Source organism: Mucilaginibacter frigoritolerans (assembly GCF_007830615.1).
GTDB classification, from domain to species: domain Bacteria; phylum Bacteroidota; class Bacteroidia; order Sphingobacteriales; family Sphingobacteriaceae; genus Mucilaginibacter; species Mucilaginibacter frigoritolerans.
Genome location: NZ_VLLI01000013.1, coordinates 122432 through 141132, shown reverse-complemented (window position 1 = coordinate 141132; position 18701 = coordinate 122432). Strand labels below are relative to the sequence as shown.

The window sequence follows — 18701 nt, the reverse complement described above, 5'->3', positions numbered from 1 at the left end:
AAAAAAGCGTTTATCATTTAGTTCCATGAGCTTAAGTAAAGTTACAAACAACAGTTTTGACGATATAAACTGGCTAGATCATACTGATTGCGATTATATAGTTAAAGATCAAAGTATTGATGCCTGGCGAATCAATATCAGCAAAAATTTGTCAAAGCTTGATTATTTTGCTCCCCTGTTAAATACTGCTGAAATAGCAAGGGGGAATAAATACTACCAAACCAAAGATAAAAATAGGTTCACCATAAGCCGTGGCGCATTAAGGCATATTTTAGGATTATACCTCCATTTACCCCCTGCATCTATTATATTTAGTACTGGTATTAATAAAAAACCATTTGTAGAAAACCAATCAGGCATACAATTTAATATCTCTCATTCCGGCGACTGGATATTGATTGCCATTGCCAAATCAGCTATTGGTGTAGATGTGGAATTTATAAATCCCAGTTTCCATTTTACTGATGTACTTGAAGATAATTTCAGTATTGATGAAATAAAGCAGATAAAAGATAAAAGCCCAATTGAAACCTTTTTTAAATTTTGGACACGCAAAGAGTCTATCACTAAAACTACAGGAAAGGGGCTTGATGAAAACCTCAAGTTGATACCTGCAACAGATGGTACACACTTTGTAGATAGTGTGATCATTGATTCAATAGCTAACTTGTATATCAGTACTTTTAAACTCAATACAGAATACATTGGAAGTATTGGAAGTAATAGTCCCACAAGTAATTTAAGGTTTTGGGACTATTAACTTCCATTAAAATGCACAAATTAAACTTTCAATTAACAACAATAGGTAATAATAATTAAACATAACATACACATTTTCAATAATTTATATTTTTTCAATATATACAATTTTATTAGGGTTATTTGGGTATTTTAGCCCCAGCTCTAATGTGTAACAATCTGAAGAAAGACAAATATTCAGAAACGTTATTTTGTTAAGTAACCCTAATTTCAAACATAGTTTTAAAAAAAACTTTTGAAAGAATAAATACGTATTGAAGTAAAGTTTAAAGAAAAAGCAGATCAGCTTAGTATGAAAAAAAGGATCTTAATAGTTGATGACGACCTGAGTATTTTGAAGCTCCTGAACTTTATTCTTTCAAAAGACTATGAGGTAGTTGTTAGAAACAACGGAATTGACGCCTTTTCATGGCTCGAAGATGGTAATATCCCCGAGCTAATTATCTCTGACCTCCAAATGCCCTACTTTGACGGGCAATCATTCATTAAGAATATTAAAATCAGCGGGCTCTTCCGCGATATTCCAGTATTTATGTTATCAGCTGCGCATGACCTAGAAGAACAGGTTAGTAATATGCCCTTCCAGGTTGATGCTTATATGCCCAAACCATTTAATCCCACTTCATTAAAATCTGCAATTGCAAAAGTATTAAGTATTTATGACGCATCCCCTAGCATCTGAATGGAATGAAAATGCTGGTTCGCACACCAGGATTGCTTACGCAGGCCTGGAATTAAAAGAATTGGTCGCTACAGAACTTAATCCATATTTCCGTATAATTTTTAACGACAGTTTAAACAAGATTGAAGAATACCTGGGCAACCAATCTATTTTAAGTATTCCGGAAATAATTTTGTTAGAAGTTGATGAGGATGGAGAATGTTTTGGCCTAATAGAAAGGTTGAAGAAAAACTTCATGTTTAATGGTTTAATCATCGTCCTAATTTCCCTTTCAAACGATAAAGAGTTAAAGTTAACAGCCATGCGCTTAAAGGTGCATGATTTTTATATCTACCCCTTTTCTATGTCAGATTTACGGGAACGTTTAAACTTTCTGGTAAAGTTTAAGCTTATCAAACCAAAACTGGTAGAGATTTCAAAAGTGGTTGATATTGAATATAGCATGCCACCTGGTAAGCGTTTTATGGACGTGTTTATTTCTGGCACGATGATCCTTGTACTTTCGCCGGCTATGCTGGCCATCGTTATTGCCATAAAATTGGGCTCAAGAGGTCCTGTTATTTATAAAAGCAGACGGGTAGGAACCGGCTATCAGGTGTTTGATTTTTACAAATTCAGATCTATGAGGGTAGATGCTGATAAAATGTTGGTTGAGTTATCCACACTAAATCAGTATGCAAATGCCAATGGAGGCACAAAAGCTGCATTTGTTAAAATTAAGGACGATCCAAGGGTAACTAAACTCGGTAATTTTTTACGAAATTCGAGCCTCGACGAGTTACCCCAATTATTTAACATCTTATTTGGTAATATGTCATTAGTTGGCAATAGGCCATTACCTGTTTATGAAGCAGAAATGCTTACATCAAACGAGTGGTCTATGCGCTTTTTGGGTCCTGCCGGGTTAACAGGCTTATGGCAGATAACTAAACGCGGTAAACTGGATATGTCAGAACGGGAAAGGAAAAAACTGGATAATTTCTACGCGCAAAACTATTCCTTTTGGCTTGATTTAAAGATACTGATGAAAACCGTTCCGGCTTTATTTCAGAAAGAAAAAGTTTAAATTATGTATACTAAAATAAAAACCCTGATCCTTTCAATATTTGCTTTACTTTTATTTTCTGCCAGTAATATCTATGCCCAGGAAACCATGTTTCAGGACTTGTCCTACCCATATCTGGAGAAACTGATTGCAGCAGCAAAAGCAAATTACCCTCAGGTTAAAGTGATGCAAAATCAGGTAAACATAGCAAGAAGTACATTTCACCAATCAAATTTTATATGGCTTGATGGTTTTAGTGCATCTTATATCTATAGCCCGCAAAGTTCAATCAATATTACACAGCCAACCATTTTTAATGGTTATCAATTGGTAGCAACATTAAATTTAGGATCATTATTTGAAAAACCCTATACCATTCATAATGCGCGCGAAGCGGTAAAAATTGCCGAAGAAAATCAAAAGCAATATGAGTTAACTTTAGAAGCCCAGGTAAAACGTTTTTATTTTGCCTACATTGAGGCCCAGGCTGAGCTAAGGAGTAAAGCCAATGCCGTTGCAGACGCTACCACCGCAGTAACACAGCTTAAACACACTTTTGAAAAAGGGGAAACTTCTTTTCAGATTTATAACGAAGCTCTAACTAATCTCTATAATCAAAATTCATTCAGGTTGCAGGCAGAACTGGCTGTTTTTACAGCAAAAACCAATCTGGAAGAACTTTTGGGAGCTAAGTTAGAGAGTATAAAATAACTAATGGAAATATCATCATATTTTTCACTTCTAAACAAATACAAATACATCATAATCGCAATTGTACTGGTAACAATTGTGGGTTCATATTTCCTTGTCAACAATCTACCTGATGAATATATATCAAGCACTCAAATCTCTACAGGAATAGTTGATGCGTCAAGGCATCTGCTTGATAAAGATAATACCCCAAATGCTCAATCAGATGAAATAAACCGTGAATTCAGCAACTTAACGGAGATCATCAAACTCAAAAAATTAATCGATAATTTATCTTATGAATTAATTGTTCATGATTTAAGTACAGACACCCCCTTCCGTAAATTAAACCATCAGTTTAAAGATCTGAGTCCTTTGGCTAAAGAGCATGCCTTGGCTGTTTTCAAAAATAAATTGGAAAATAGTGAACCTTTATCTCTTTATAATAAAGATGAAAACGGGTTAAATGACATGCTCATCTCCATGAAATATGATGAGCGGTCAATCAGAAAATATTTGGATGTTGCCCGCAATAATGAAAGTGATTTTATAACGATTACATATACATCAGAGAATCCGCAATTATCGGCATTTGTAGTTAATACCCTTTGCGCCGAATTTATTAATTATTATACCGTAAATGTTAAAAAGAATGAATCAAATGCGGTTGAGTTTTTATCGAAACTTTTAGATGAAAAAAAGCAGGCACTTGATGATAAGAAAGAGCAATTACAGCAATACAAGATAAAAAATGGCATCCTGAATTTGGAAGATCAGTCGAAATCGATCTTCGCCCAGATACTAATGTACCAGGACAAAAAACTGCAAGCTGAAAAAGATTATGCCTCATACGTGGGTGCGGTTAAAGGTATTGACCAACGCTTTGACTCCAAAGACAGGAAATATGCAGAGTCTGTCACCAGTGAATACAACCAGGCCATTACTAACACTGAAGAACAAATACATACTTTAAATGACGAGTATGTGCATAGTGGCTTTAATCCAAAATACAAATCGGCTTTGGATTCTTTGCGTACACAACTTACTGCACAACTCAATAAAAGTTCTGACAAGTACATTGTAAATCCATTAGTAGCAAAGGATAACCTGGTGCTGAAAAAAATGGATCTGGAAGTATCAAGAGATTTGGCTAAATACAGTGCCACTTCAATTGATAAAGAATTAAGAGATTTAAATGCAAAATTTAAACGTCTGGTTCCTTTTGATGCCATTGTAAAGACATATGAATCTGACATTAATGTTGCCAGCCAGGAATATCTTGATGTACTGAATAAGTTTAATGCACTCAGCTTACAGTCAAATTTCTCTATTAAGTTACAGCAAGTTGAACCTGCAACGCCGGAAGTAGCACAGCCATCAAAAAAAATATTTTTAGTAGGGCTTAGCGGTATAGCGGTTTTGGTATTATGCCTTTTGGTATTATTTATTCTTTATTACTTTGATGATACCGTTAAAGAGCCTCTTGATCTTGTAAACAAAACCCAATTACCTCTACTTGGATCGTTAAACCTGGTAATGGGTAAACTTGAGCTTAAAAAACTTTGGGATGTTGAGAATCGTAATAAAATGCAGAATTTTAAAGAATTACTGCGATCAATACGATTTGAAATTGACCAGGATTTAAGAGGCGAAAAAATATTAGGAATAACCAGTATTGGCATTGGCGAAGGAAAAACCTTACTGGCAACCAGTTTAGCCTATTCTTATGCAGCAATTAATAAAAAGGTTTTATTAATTGACGGTAATTTTAATAATCCAACCGTAACAAAAAGCATGCAGCCTAAGTTGTTTGTAGAGGATTATTTTAAACTGAGCACTTATATAGACAGGGATAATAGCATCAGTGTTTTGGGTAATCATGGAGGTGATATTACTTTACTTGAAATTAATGATGAAAAGCATATCCAAAATGTTTTCAATGAATTAAAATCAAGATTTGATATTGTCTTAATTGACCTCCCTCCTCTTGATGCTTTAACTCATTCAAAAGAATGGATTTTGTTTTCAAATAAAACAATTGCTGTTTTTGAAGCAAATAAAACCATTTCCAAATCACAAGGGCAATACATCGGTTATCTAAAAAACTTAAATAGCAAATTTGCCGGGTGGATATTAAACAAAGCGAAAATCAACCCCCGATCAAAAAGATCAGGCAATTAATAGCCGGAGGGCAATACCAACTAGTTCAAACCGGTAATGGAGATATTGTTGAGATGAAAATTGAACACAGAAAACAAGTCGTCGATCCTCTAAAAGATCTAAGTACTTTACAAAAACGTTGTTTAACAGCAGCCATAATACTCGCATTCGTCGGTATTTTTGTTTGGTTTTTTAAGATTCTCTTTTTTTAATATTCAATCACCTTCAGATAGATGTCAAACGGTGTAGCTCCAAATAAAATTCAAAAAAAAACACTTTGGGGTAAGATAATTACTGATAAATTTTCAAACCCCATAGTTATTACTTTTTTGGTGCTTACATCACTATGCATATGTTTTATTATAGCGCGGGAAGGCTTTATTGGTGGTGTTGTTATTCTGGCGTTTATTATTGGCATCCCACTAGCTTATGCAACTATTGTTTACCCTGAGTTTGGGATCACTATTTTAATAATTGCATCATTCTTTATTAATTATGCATCCCGTTTTGTGCCCGAAGACACCCCTATCGGTCTCATCATGGATGTCCTCACCTATTTATTAATAATAGGCTTCTTTGTCAGGCAAAAAAAGGAAAAAGATTGGAGTCGTTTTAACAATCCAATATCCTGGTTTATTTTAATTTGGCTTGGCTATAACCTGCTGGAAATTATCAACCCCAATTCACCAACTATTTTAGAGTGGATTTATACGGTACGTACCGTAGGCTTCTTAATGCTAATGTATTTTGTATTTGTTTTTCACATCCGCTCAAAACAATTCTTAAAATTCTTAATAAAATTGTGGTTGGTGCTTACCTTTCTGAGTGCCCTTTCAGGCTTTCAGCAAGAATATTTCGGTTTGTTCCCTTTTGAAAGTTCGTGGCTACACCGCATTCCTGAGCGCTTTCAATTGTTATTTATTGGCGGCCATCTGCGAAAATGGGGGCTTTTTTCAGACCCTGTTGTTTTTGCTTATAATATGGTGGCAGCAGCCCTGCTTTGTATTGCTTTAATTTTAAGCCCCTTAAAGTCAAAACAAAAGCTAGCATTGGGCATTTTGGCTGCATTTTTCTTTATGGTAATGCTTTACTCAGGTACAAGGGCATCCTATGTTATTATACCGGCAGCAATGGTTATGCTGGCTATTTTAACCTTCAATAAGCGCGTTCTTTTTATTCTGATTACTGCAGGATTAATACTAGGGGCTTTAATAATTATTCCCACATCAAACCCTACTCTTGCCCGGTTTCAAAGCGCCTTTAAACCTTCAAAAGATGCGTCATTTGAAGAACGCGCAAAAAACCAGGCACGAATTAAACCTTATATATTATCACATCCTATTGGCGGTGGTTTAGGCTCTGTTGGGGTATGGGGACAACGGTTTGCACCAAACTCTTATCTGGCCAACTTCCCACCTGATAGTGGCTATGTAAGGGTTGCTGTTGAAATGGGATATGTTGGGCTACTTCTTTACTGCATATTTAACTTTGTTATTATGTATAAGGGGTTAAATTATTATTACTTAATAAAAGATCCTGAGCTTAAATCATATTGTTTAGCCATGTTACTGATTATTTTTGCTTTTGATATCGGCAATTATCCTCAACAGGCGTTTATACAATATCCATCCAATATATTATTCTATTTAGCAATGGCAATTTTAAATGTAACCATGAGGTTGGATCTGGAACAAAGAAATCTGGCACTAAATATTAAGGTTTGATTTTTGAAATAAATTTAAGTGACCAATGGTATTGTTATCCGCTATTAAATCAAATCCTAAATTAAAAAAAATTGTACACTGGCTCATGGTACCCAGTGGTCGGGCCAAACCCCGCCTATGGGTTAAGCTTTTAGTAAATCCGTTTATTCACAAAAAAGGCAAAAAAACCATTATACGGTTTAAAAGCCGGATGGACCTTTTCCCATTCAGAAAATTCGGCATTGGCTCAAATAGTATCATCGAAGATTTTGCTACAATTAACAATGGTGTTGGTGATGTAATTATAGGCAACAACTGTGGTATTGGTATAAATAATGTAATAATAGGCCCGGTAACCATGGGAAATTATGTAATGCTGGCACAAAACATTGTAATATCAGGTTTAAATCATGGTTACGAGGATGTGACCATCCCGCCAAGGATACAAAAAGTATCAACCAAACAAATAACAATTGAAGATGATGTATGGATTGGGGCAAATTCTGTTATAACCGCTGGTGTTACCATTGGCAAACATGCCGTAATTGGAGCCGGCAGTGTAGTAACTAAAAACATACCCGCATTTTGTGTAGCAGTGGGCAACCCGGCAAAGGTTATTAAAAAATACAATATTGAAACCAGTAGCTGGCAAAAAGTATAATGGGTATTTTAAAAAAGTTAATAAACAAACATACCCTGTCATTAGCCAGTAATGCTATAATGCCTTTAGTGGGCATGGTTACTGTATCTTTACTTGCCCGCAACTTATCTGAAGCCGATTTCGGCAACTGGATATTGTTTTTAATAACTTTTACACTTGCCAACCTCTTAAGAAGTGGTTTTTTACAAACTTCACTAGTTAAATTTTATGCAGGGGCCAGTAAGAAACGTGCTTTCAATGTGGCGGGCTCTACCTGGGTTTTAGGCTTTGCTCTAACTGTTATATTAGGTTTTATCAGTCTACTTGCTTACTTATTTTATAGTGGTGATATTGCTATGGAAATCACCATTAAATGGTTTGGGATTATATTTTTCAGTACGCTCCCATCGAGTATTGCCCTTTGGATCTTACAGGCCGAACAACGGTTTGATCGTGCTTTTCTGTTGCAATTAATTGGTCAGGGTACATTTTTTGTTTCTGTTGTTATATTGATTCTTTTACATAAAATCGATTTCCAAATAGTAATCTACGGTTACTTTATCTCTGCATTAATAACAAGCATATTAGCAACCCTATTCGGCTGGGCAAAAATAATGGCCATTCCACATAAAACTAAAGAATGTATAAAGGAAATGATAGCTTTTGGAAAGTATAGCATTGGTACCTCTATAAGTTCGTATCTTTTGCGCAGCTCCGATACATTTATTATTAAATATATGTTTGCGGATCCGGCAGCTGTAGGTATTTATTATTTACCTCAACGCTTAATGGAAGTTATAGAAATCCCGCTAAGAAGTTTTATTTCTACAGCATTGCCCAATATGTCAGCAGCGGTTCATAAGGGAGATACAAGGCACATGACCTATATTATGAAAAAATATGCCGGTATATTAACGGTATTGCTGATACCTGTATCCATTGCCGCCTTTATTGCAGCAGGCTTGATTATTGAAGTTATAGGCGGCCAAAAATTTGTTCATTCTGAAGCTGCAAATGTTTTCCGAATTTTTATGTGTTTCGCCATCCTACTGCCTGTAGATCGTTTTTTCGGAATAACATTAGACGTACTTAACAAACCCCATTATAATTTAACAAAGGTGTTTTTAATGTTAGTTGTGAATGTTATTGGTGACTTTATTGGGATATACTTTACGCATAGCATTTATGGTGTGGCACTGGCATCTATACTAACTTTTTTAATGGGAATTATTTACGGTTATTGGGTACTTAAAAAGAACCTGAACTTTACTATACGCGATATATTGAAACTTGGTTTTGTTGAAACACGAATTCTAGCTATTGATTTGATAAACAAAGCCAAACAAAAAATATTTAACAACGCAGCTTAATGAGCCTGAAAGATCAAAACATAATTATTTTTTCGCAGATGCAGTTTGATGGCCGTTTGGAGTCTACCATTTACACCATGGCCAAACATCTGGCAAAAGATAATTTTGTTTATTATGTTGACAGGCCCTATACCTGGCGAGACTATATCCAATTCAGAAAAACACCGGGTTTTCTTATTAGAAAACCTCATTTCTTTTCAGCATCCAACTGTTTAATAGATACGGAGATCCCCAACTTGAAAATTGTAATCAGTCCGCCTGTACCTTCTATTAACATGCTTCCAGAGGGTAAATTATATCGCTTAGCCATAAAACTTAATGAGTGGATAGTGGGTAATAGGCTAAAAAAGCTAATAAAGAATCGTTCAATAAAAAATTACATTTTCATTAATTCTTATAATTTTTCTTATCCGTCATTACACCAGTTTTTAAAGCCGGCATTAACGGTTTATCATTGTGTTGATCCAATCGTAGAGCCTTATCAAACCAAACACGGATTAATATCAGAAGATATTTTGGTTAAAAATGTAGATATGGTGATCAGCACCAGTAAAGAGTTAAGAAACAAAAAAGCCTTGCTAAACAAGAATTCGTTTTTTGTGCCCAATGCAGCTAACATTAGCCACAGCCTTAAAGCACTTGATGCACAATTAGATGTGGATGCTATTTTAACAGGTATTCCTAAACCAATAATAGGCTATTTTGGTGCGATAGAACGCCGGATAGATTATGATTTGGTAAGAAAGCTGCTCAAAACCAATCCGGATAAAAGCTTTGTATTTATAGGGCCGATAGATACTTATTATTTAACTGCTAATGATTATAAAGAGCCCAATATGTATATGAAGGGAGCTGTTCCTTACGAACAGATGCCTGCCGTTTTAAAGGGGTTTGATGTGGCCATCATCCCGTTCAAAAAAGATGAAGTGAGCAATAATATTTTCCCTTTAAAGCTTTTTGAATACCTTGGCTCAGGTCGGCCGGTTGTATCAACTAATTTCAATACTGATTTGGCCGATTTTACACATAATACAGTTTCATTTTGCGAAACTGCTGAGGAGTTTTCAACTGCACTGAATGTAGCCCTGGATGATAATAAAAGCCATAAGCAAAAAAGGCTGGATGTTGCTGCCGACAATACCTGGGAGCATCGCATTATTGAAATAAAGGATCTGCTGAAAGCAAACCTTGATAAAAAAGACAATACGGGCAATAGCGATTAAAAGCTAATTTTAATAAAGACATTTTACAACCTGATTAACGTATACTGTTGTTAACATATGGAAATAATTAAATTTTTAGGGGCTTTAATTACAAGTATCTTATTTGTTTACCTGGGTGCGTATAGTCTTTACCTGTTTATATTTTCTGTTTCAGGCAAGCTGATTAAGGTTGTTATACCACCCAAAAGCACAGTATTATCACGTTTTGTGATTTACATATGTTCTTATAAAGAAGATGAGATCATATTAACTTCTGCTGCTGAAGCCCTTAATCTGGATTATCCAAAGGAGTTATACCATATTTGCGTTATTGCCGATTCTTTAAAACCAGAAACTATTGAAAAATTAAAAAATATGCCTTTACAGGTATTGGAAGTGGTTTTTGAAAACAGCACCAAGTCAAAAGCCTTACACAAAGCTATTGAAAACACCACAGATGGTTTTGATGCAGCGATTGTTTTTGATATTGATAATATAGCTGCGTCTGATTTTTTATATCAGATAAACAATTACCTACAAGCTGATGAACGTGTAGTTCAGGGACATAGGGTTGCTAAAAACACTAACACATCCATTGCCATACTTGATGCCATTAGCGAAGAAGTTAATAACCACATTTTCCGTAAATCGCAGCGTGTTTTTAACCTGTCGGCAGCAATAATAGGTTCTGGAATGGCACTTGAGTATGGTTTATTTAAAGAAGTTATGCTTCAAATTGATGCTGTTGGTGGTTTTGATAAAGAAATGGGCCTATTGCTTACCCGTAATAAAATCACCGTGGCATATGCCGAAAACGCCTTGATATATGATGAAAAAGTAAGCAATCCAGAAGTATTTAAAAAGCAAAGACGCAGATGGCTATCTGCTCAGTTTAATCTGCTTAAACAATATGGAAGCACTGGCTTTACAGAACTTTTTAAACGCGGCAATTTTGATTACTTTAATGAAATTTATCAAACAGCCATTTTACCACGCATATTAATGCTTGGACTAATGCCTTTTATGCTGCTAATATCTTTAATGATACCCGGAATAGGCCCAGGATGGCAATTATGGCTAACGGCTACGACTTTATGCTACATCGGTATAATCGTTGCAATACCTATAGCATTTTACAACAAACATTTTTTGGGTGCATTAATCCGTATTCCATTAATATTTTTTACTATGCTGATGCTTTTATTTAAATTAAAGGGAGCTAACAAGAAATTTATTCATACCCCGCACATCCATAATGCTGAATAATTCGTTTAACCGTAGTACTATTATTATTACCTAAAAAACGTATATACTAAAGTTAATTGATAAGTTAAAATTGAAGATAAAATCTAATCAGAAATACCCCAAAGAATGAGTACTGAAGTACATATCAATAATAAAAACAGTTACAACGATACTTTCGCTGCTTATCCAAAGGAAAGGGCACTTCCCTATTTTCTAAATAAATGCGCCTTACTTTATCCCGACAAAATAGCGCTCCAATTTCATGGTCGCAGTTTAACTTACAAAGTCGTATACGAAAACTCCAATAAACTTGCTTCATTACTAATTAATAACGGTATAAAAGTTGGAGATATAGTCGCCTTAGCACTTGACCGTTCACCCGAGATGGTGATCAGTCTGTTGGCTATCTTAAAAGCAGGTGCTGCCTATGTTCCGCTTGATCCTGAATATCCAAAGGATAGGATTGAGTTTATGCTGGATGATTCATCAGCAAAAATATTACTTACCTCTAAAAAGTACCATAAACATTTTCAATCAGAGGCGACGGAGATATTAATTGAAGACGCGCTTGAAAAAATAAAAACATATTCTCCGGATGAACCACAGATATCAGTAAGCGGAGAAAACCTCGCCTACATATTATATACTTCAGGTTCAACGGGAAAACCAAAAGGCGTACAAATACGGCATTTTAACTTGGTTAACTTTCTGCTAAGTATGCAAAAGGAGCCGGGCATAACCGCCGAAGACAAATTATTGGCAGTTACTACCATCTCCTTTGATATTGCTGGATTGGAGTTATATCTCCCATTAATTACAGGGGCACAATTAATATTAACCAATTCAGATACCGCAAAGGATGGCCGTTTATTGTTTGATTTGGTTAGGGAGGAACAAATAACATTTATGCAGGCTACGCCTTATACATGGCGCATGATGCTGGAGGCGGGCTGGGAAGATTATCTTCCCATAAAAATACTTTGTGGTGGTGAAGCCATGCCTAAAGATTTGGTAAACAAGCTCATTCATAGAACCAGCGCTCTTTGGAATATGTATGGCCCTACTGAAACCACTATATGGTCAGCATTAAAGCTTATTACTGATGATGAATACATCACCATTGGTAAACCAATAGATAATACACAGGTATATATTTTAGATGAGGCATTAAATAACCTTACAGACGGCTCAATTGGTGAAATTTTCATTGCTGGTGAAGGCGTCGCTAAAGGTTATTTAAATCGCGATGATCTTACTAAAGAACGTTTTATAAATGATCCCTTTGGCGAAATCCCTGAAGCAAAAATGTACCGAACCGGGGATTTAGGTAAGATCAGGGAAAACGGTGACATACAATGCCTTGGCCGTATTGATCACCAGGTAAAAGTACGGGGTTATCGTGTCGAACTGGAAGAAATTGAACACGCTCTGATAAAACAAAATGGCATAAAAGAAGCCGTTGTGATAGCCCGTGAAGATACGCCCGGCGATCCGCGTTTAGTGGGCTATGTAGTTTTAATTGACAAGGAAAATCAAACCGAGCTTAAAAGATCTATTACCGAGTGGCAGCAAGGCTTACTGTCTGTTTTGCCAGAGTACATGGTGCCTGATGATTTTGTGTTGATGGAGGCCATCCCCATCACCCCAAATGGAAAAATAGACCGTAAAGCCCTACCCAAACCCGACTATAATATCATAACCCGCCAGGGTGAATACGTAGCACCGCGTACAGATATTGAAATGCAGGTTGCTGAAGTTTGGCAGGAGTTAATGGGACGCGAAAAGATCAGCATATTTGATAATTTCTTTGAGATTGGCGGCCGGTCATTGGTTGCAGTGCAAATAATGGCACGTATTGAAAAACTCACAGGTAAGCGTTTGCCCCTTGCCACTCTTTTCGAGCATTCAACAATTGAAAAATTATCACTAAGGCTGAATGTTGATGCCAAATCAATCACTTGGGAATCCCTGGTACCAATAAAGCCCAAAGGTTCCAAAATGCCCTTATACATTGTGCATGGTGCCGGACTAAATGTATTATTATTTAACGCCCTTGCCATGAATATGGACGAAGAGCAACCCGTTTATGGTTTACAGGCAAAAGGACTCAATGGTATTGATGAACCATTGGATGTAATGGAAGAAATTGCGGCAAATTACAATGCAGAAATAATTGCCCAAAACCCTGACGGGCCTTACGCACTGGCCGGCTATTCACTGGGTGGCACTATAGCCTATGAAATGGCCCGGCAGTTAATGGAAATGGGTAAAGAGGTAAAAATGCTGGCTCTTTTTGATACTTATGCCAAACAAACTGATATTTATGATCCATTTTTAAAAAGGATTTTAAACCGAATCTGGCTTTTTATCATGAAGCTATTATACAGTTTTGTTTTGTTCGTTGAGGATCCTAAAAGAACCATTGAGTATAAATCACTCATCATTAAACGTAAAATTATCAGGCTTTACTGGAGGTTATTTAAAGGCAAGGAAGAAAAACAAGAAGGTTTTTTTGCCTATGACAATGAAATTGATGAAGCTAGCGCAAAAGCTAAGCGTAATTATTTCCAAAAGCCAATAAACATTACCGTTGACTTGTTTAAAGCCAAAAAGAAAACCTTTTATATGGCTGATTTTAAATATTTGGGCTGGCGCAAATTCGCAATGAAAGGCGTAAACGTTCACGAAATACCAGGCGAGCATAATACCATTTTTGCCCCGCCAAATGATAAAGAATTTGCTGTAGTATTACAACAATGCCTTGACAGGGTAGCCCAAACTAAATGAAAAAGGTATCCATTATAACGGTAAATTTTAATCAGCCGAAGGTTACTGAAGAATTATTAGGATCGATACCCAAAACTTCTGAAAATATTGAAGTAATAGTTATTGATAACGGCAGTAATACGGATTTATCTACAGAATGGCAAGTAAATTATCCTGATGTAAAATTTATTAGGTCTGAACTTAATTTAGGGTTTGCAGGCGGTAATAATCTGGGCATAAGGAATGCTACAGGCGACTATCTTTTTTTTGTAAATAACGATACAGAGTTTGGTCCCGATCTGGTGAAAAATTTGGTGGACGTGTTGGATGTAAATCCACTGATCGGAATGATATCACCCAAAATAAAATATTATTCAGATAAAAGTCTGATCCAATATGCTGGCTATACCCCGATGAACTATTATACCGCCCGTAATAGTTGTATTGGCTTACGTGAAACAGACAATGGCCAATATGACCATATTACTGCCCCTACTGCCTATTGCCACGGAGCCGCTATGATGATCAGAAAAGAAGCAATTGAGCAAGCTGGTTTGATGAACGAAAACTTTTTTTTGTATTATGAGGAAGTAGATTGGTGCGAGAATATTAAACGCGCTGGTTATCAGGCTTGGGTATGTACAAAGGCTGTTATATATCATAAAGAATCTGTCTCCGTAGGGAAAAAGAGCAAGCTCAAAGAATATTTCATGAACCGTAACCGCATACTGTTTATACGCAGAAATGCTCCGGCTTTTAATAAAATAGTTTTCTATCCTTATTTTATTTTGCTGGTGGTACCGCGTAATGTGTTATATTACATAAAAAACAAAAATTACAACTTTATACCTGTGCTCTTTAAAGCGGTATGGTGGAATTTAACACATAGCAAAAATAGCAGTAACTTAGGATACCCTATAAATACCATTCAATGAAAACTATTTTTTGGCTCAGCCTTTTTATTGTTTTTTATACTTTTATAGGATATGGCATCTTCCTGTACCTGCTTATCAAAATAAAACGTGCATTTAAGAGTAAACCTGCCCTACCCACTTCTGACATAGAATTCTTACCTGTATGCACACTTATAGTAGCTGCTTATAATGAGGAATCATTTATTGAAGATAAAATTCAAAACTCTCTACAGTTAAATTATCCTGCTGAAAAATTTAGGCTGATCTTCATAACCGACGGATCAACGGATAAAACTCCTGACATAATTAGAGAATTTCCACAAATAACATTATTGCATCAGTCGCAGCGAGGAGGTAAAATAGCAGCCGTACACCGTGCAATGAAGTTTGTCAATACCGAGATAGTAGTATTTACTGATGCCAATACTTTCCTGAATAAAGATGCCATCATAAATATTTGCAGGCATTATGCTGATTCAACAGTTGGTGCTGTAGCAGGTGAAAAAAGAGTTCAGATTGATGAAAATGCCGATGCTAGTTCTGCCGGAGAAGGCTTTTACTGGAAATATGAATCAGCCCTTAAAAAATGGGATTCAGAGTTATATTCAGTTGTCGGTGCAGCCGGAGAATTATTCAGCGTGCGAAGATCACTTTATCAGGACGTGCCCGCGGATACCGTATTAGATGATTTTATGATCTCGATGCTTATTGCAGCGAAAGGTTATCGTATAATTTACGAACCAGAAGCTTATGCAATGGAAACAGCCTCAGAAAATGTATCAGAAGAACTAAAACGAAAAATAAGAATTGCTGCCGGTGGAATACAATCCATACTACGCTTAAAAAGCTTATTCAATCCGTTTAAATATCCCGTTCTGTCTTTTCAATATATAAGCCATCGCGTTTTACGGTGGACGGTTACTCCATTCCTACTTATTTTGGTTTTCTTTTTGAACGCCTTGCTGGTTGACGAAAAATTCTATTTGCTGTTTTTCTTCGCCCAGATTTTATTTTATGTGCTTGCCTTGCTAGGGTTGATCTTGGAGAAAAGACAAATTCGCATCAAAGCATTATTTATACCCTACTACTTTTGCATAATGAACTATGCTGTTTTAATGGGTATAATCCGTTATTTCAATACTACACAAAGTGCAATTTGGGAAAAGGCACAACGAAAGAAATAATTTTTCTTAAATCAGATCAATGTTGTTAGTCTTAAGACACAATATTGATATCAGATTTTGACCTTAAATTGACTTTTGTTAAAAATCAAAGGCTCAATTTTACTTTAACAAAATCATCAAAACTTATGAAATACAATTTTTTAGGAAACACCGGCCTGGTGGTATCCGAACTATGTTTTGGCACCATGACCTTTGGCGGAAAGGGATATTGGGAAGCAATTGGAAAAATTCAGCAAAAAGAAGTTAACGATCTGATGAAGGTAGTAGTCGACTCCGGCATCAACTTCATTGATACAGCTAATGTTTATTCTTTTGGTGAATCAGAAAAATTACTGGGACAATCCATAAAAGACCTTGAACTTAACCGCAATGAGTTAGTTATTGCCACCAAAGTACGTGGACGAATGGGCGAAGGCGTAAATGACACGGGATTATCCCGTTACCATATTTTCCAATCAGTAGATGCTAGCTTAAAACGTTTACAACTAGATCATATCGATATTTTATATGTACACGGAGTAGATCCCAAAACATCCGTTGAAGAGACTGTACGTGCCCTTAATGATATTGTTTTAACCGGGAAAGTCCGCTACATAGCCATTTGTAACTGGCCAGCATGGATGGTGATGAAAGCCATCGGAATTGCTGAAAAACATGGATGGAATAAATTTGTGGGGTTACAATATTTTTACTCTTTAGCTGGACGCGATATTGAACGGGAAATTTTACCATTGGCAGCTGATCAAAATATAGCAGTAATGCCATGGAGCCCGTTAGCAGGCGGATTCCTGTCTGGGAAATTCAAACGCGATTTAGAAAACACAGGTAATTCCCGTCGTGATACTTTTGATTTCCCTCCTATTAACAAGGAAAGAGCCTACGATATTATTGATGTAATTACAGAAATTGGTAAACAACACAATGTATCCGTTGCTGAAGTTGCATTGGCCTGGGTACGTCAGCAAAAGGGGGTAACCAGTACTATCATTGGTGCAAAAAATGTAGACCAACTGAATGCAAACATCAAATCAATAGAGATAACAATATCATCCGATGATCTGACCAAAATAGATGAAGTAAGTTCCTTACCAAGAGAATATCCTGCCTGGATGGTTGAACGTCAATCTGCCGACAGGGCTTTGAAATAATAGTTCATTAATGGATCATAGTTCATGGATAAATGACCTATGATCCATTATTCATTAAGTTAAATACCCCTCAATACTTTTACCACATGTTCCACATGCTCAGGAAAAACATCCAGATGTAATACAAAACGGATGCGGTTCTTATCAGTAGGTAATGCTTTTATTCCATGAGCTGCTAGTTTTTCCAAAACTATGGAAGCAGGCTCAACAGTATCAAATAAAATAATGTTGGTTTCAACAGGTAAAACATTGCTTACCCAGGCATATTTCGTCAATTCACGTGCAATGATCTGCGCATGAAAATGATCTACCTTTAATCGTTCTACATGATGATCAAGCGCATAAATACCTGCGGCAGCTAAAAAGCCAGCCTGGCGCATGCCACCACCAAAAACTTTACGAATACGGCGGGCATATTTTATAGTCGCTTTATCTGCCAGAAAAACAGAACCAACTGGCGCGCCTAAACCCTTTGAAAGGCAAACAGAAATACCATCAAAATATTTACCATAATCTTCGGCTTTGTCACCTGTTTTCACTAAAGCATTAAAAATCCTCGCACCATCAAGGTGAAGCTTTAATCCTTTGGTTTTGCATAAATCAGCTATTGGCTTTATCTGTTCAATCGTGTAGCATGCACCACCTCCTTTATTCACCGTATTTTCAAGGGCAACTAAACTGGTGTGCGGATAATGAACATTTTCAGCATTAATTTCAGGCTCAATCATTTCAGCGGTAATAATTCCACGTTCGCCATCTAATAGTCTTGTGGAAACGGCCGAATTAAAAGCAATACCACCACCTTCATAACGGTAAATATGCGCTGTTTGATCGGCAATTAGTTCGTCCAATGGCTGGGTAAAGCATTTAATGGCTATCTGGTTGGTCATAGTGCCTGATGGACAAAATATACCCGCTTCCATACCAAATAATTTGGCGCTTTTTTCTTCCAGTTCATTTACAGTTTCATCTTCACCAAAAACATCATCGCCAATTTTAGCATTCATCATGGCCTCCAACATGCCGGGAGTAGGTTTAGTAACAGTATCACTACGTAAATCAACAATCATCTTTATTTAAATATTGAATTCAATTTTAATGATTTTATTTGTTTTAATTTTAAAAGGATATAATTTGATGCTGATGTATCCAGGAATTTACAAAACAACATCCACATTAAACAGTTTTCATAA

General features: G+C 36.2%; 15 protein-coding genes. 14 read left to right on the top strand and 1 reads right to left on the bottom strand.

What is annotated here, in order from left to right; all coding sequences use genetic code 11:
* The first annotated feature begins 25 nt into the window (after nucleotides 1-25).
* From JN11_RS20065 to JN11_RS19995, 14 genes are all read left to right on the top strand, one after another.
* Nucleotides 26-760 (top strand): 4'-phosphopantetheinyl transferase family protein, encoded by a 735-nt coding sequence (locus tag JN11_RS20065; RefSeq protein WP_170227807.1) that lies wholly within the window; start codon nucleotides 26-28, stop codon nucleotides 758-760.
* 291 nt (nucleotides 761-1051) lie between these two features.
* Nucleotides 1052-1441 (top strand): response regulator, encoded by a 390-nt coding sequence (locus tag JN11_RS20060; RefSeq protein WP_144915471.1) that lies wholly within the window; start codon nucleotides 1052-1054, stop codon nucleotides 1439-1441.
* Nucleotides 1419-2507 (top strand): sugar transferase, encoded by a 1089-nt coding sequence (locus JN11_RS20055; protein WP_144915469.1) that lies wholly within the window; start codon nucleotides 1419-1421, stop codon nucleotides 2505-2507. The genes JN11_RS20060 and JN11_RS20055 overlap by 23 nt, the downstream gene beginning before the upstream one ends.
* Before the next feature lie 3 nt (nucleotides 2508-2510).
* Nucleotides 2511-3197 (top strand): TolC family protein, encoded by a 687-nt coding sequence (locus JN11_RS20050; protein ID WP_144915467.1) that lies wholly within the window; start codon nucleotides 2511-2513, stop codon nucleotides 3195-3197.
* Between the two features lie 3 nt (nucleotides 3198-3200).
* On the top strand, nucleotides 3201-5357 hold the full coding sequence (locus JN11_RS20045; protein ID WP_144915466.1) for a GumC family protein: 2157 nt from the start codon (nucleotides 3201-3203) through the stop codon (nucleotides 5355-5357).
* A 212-nt stretch (nucleotides 5358-5569) separates the two neighbouring features.
* On the top strand, nucleotides 5570-7060 hold the full coding sequence (locus tag JN11_RS20035; protein WP_144915462.1) for an O-antigen ligase family protein: 1491 nt from the start codon (nucleotides 5570-5572) through the stop codon (nucleotides 7058-7060).
* A 25-nt stretch (nucleotides 7061-7085) separates the two neighbouring features.
* Nucleotides 7086-7700, top strand: a complete 615-nt coding sequence (locus tag JN11_RS20030; RefSeq protein WP_144915460.1) for an acyltransferase — start codon at nucleotides 7086-7088, stop codon at nucleotides 7698-7700.
* Complete coding sequence (locus tag JN11_RS20025) at nucleotides 7700-9049, top strand: oligosaccharide flippase family protein (RefSeq protein ID WP_144915459.1); 1350 nt, start codon at nucleotides 7700-7702, stop codon at nucleotides 9047-9049. The genes JN11_RS20030 and JN11_RS20025 overlap by 1 nt, the downstream gene beginning before the upstream one ends.
* Nucleotides 9049-10272, top strand: a complete 1224-nt coding sequence (locus JN11_RS20020) for a glycosyltransferase family protein (protein WP_144915457.1) — start codon at nucleotides 9049-9051, stop codon at nucleotides 10270-10272. The genes JN11_RS20025 and JN11_RS20020 overlap by 1 nt, the downstream gene beginning before the upstream one ends.
* Before the next feature lie 57 nt (nucleotides 10273-10329).
* On the top strand, nucleotides 10330-11517 hold the full coding sequence (locus JN11_RS20015) for a glycosyltransferase (RefSeq protein WP_144915456.1): 1188 nt from the start codon (nucleotides 10330-10332) through the stop codon (nucleotides 11515-11517).
* Between the two features lie 105 nt (nucleotides 11518-11622).
* Complete coding sequence (locus tag JN11_RS20010; RefSeq protein WP_144915454.1) at nucleotides 11623-14283, top strand: non-ribosomal peptide synthetase; 2661 nt, start codon at nucleotides 11623-11625, stop codon at nucleotides 14281-14283.
* Entirely contained in the window at nucleotides 14280-15197 is a 918-nt protein-coding gene (locus JN11_RS20005; protein WP_144915453.1) for a glycosyltransferase family 2 protein, read from the top strand. The genes JN11_RS20010 and JN11_RS20005 overlap by 4 nt, the downstream gene beginning before the upstream one ends.
* A complete protein-coding gene (locus JN11_RS20000) occupies nucleotides 15194-16360 on the top strand; it encodes a glycosyltransferase family 2 protein (RefSeq protein ID WP_144915451.1) in 1167 nt (388 codons plus the stop codon). The genes JN11_RS20005 and JN11_RS20000 overlap by 4 nt, the downstream gene beginning before the upstream one ends.
* A 125-nt stretch (nucleotides 16361-16485) precedes the next feature.
* Nucleotides 16486-17508, top strand: a complete 1023-nt coding sequence (locus JN11_RS19995; protein WP_144915449.1) for an aldo/keto reductase — start codon at nucleotides 16486-16488, stop codon at nucleotides 17506-17508.
* A 59-nt stretch (nucleotides 17509-17567) separates the two neighbouring features.
* Here JN11_RS19995 and JN11_RS19990 read toward each other — a convergent pair whose 3' ends face one another.
* Nucleotides 17568-18578: a threonine aldolase family protein gene (locus JN11_RS19990; protein WP_144915448.1), complete on the bottom strand. Its 1011-nt coding sequence runs from the start codon at nucleotides 18576-18578 to the stop codon at nucleotides 17568-17570.
* Nucleotides 18579-18701 lie beyond the last annotated feature (123 nt).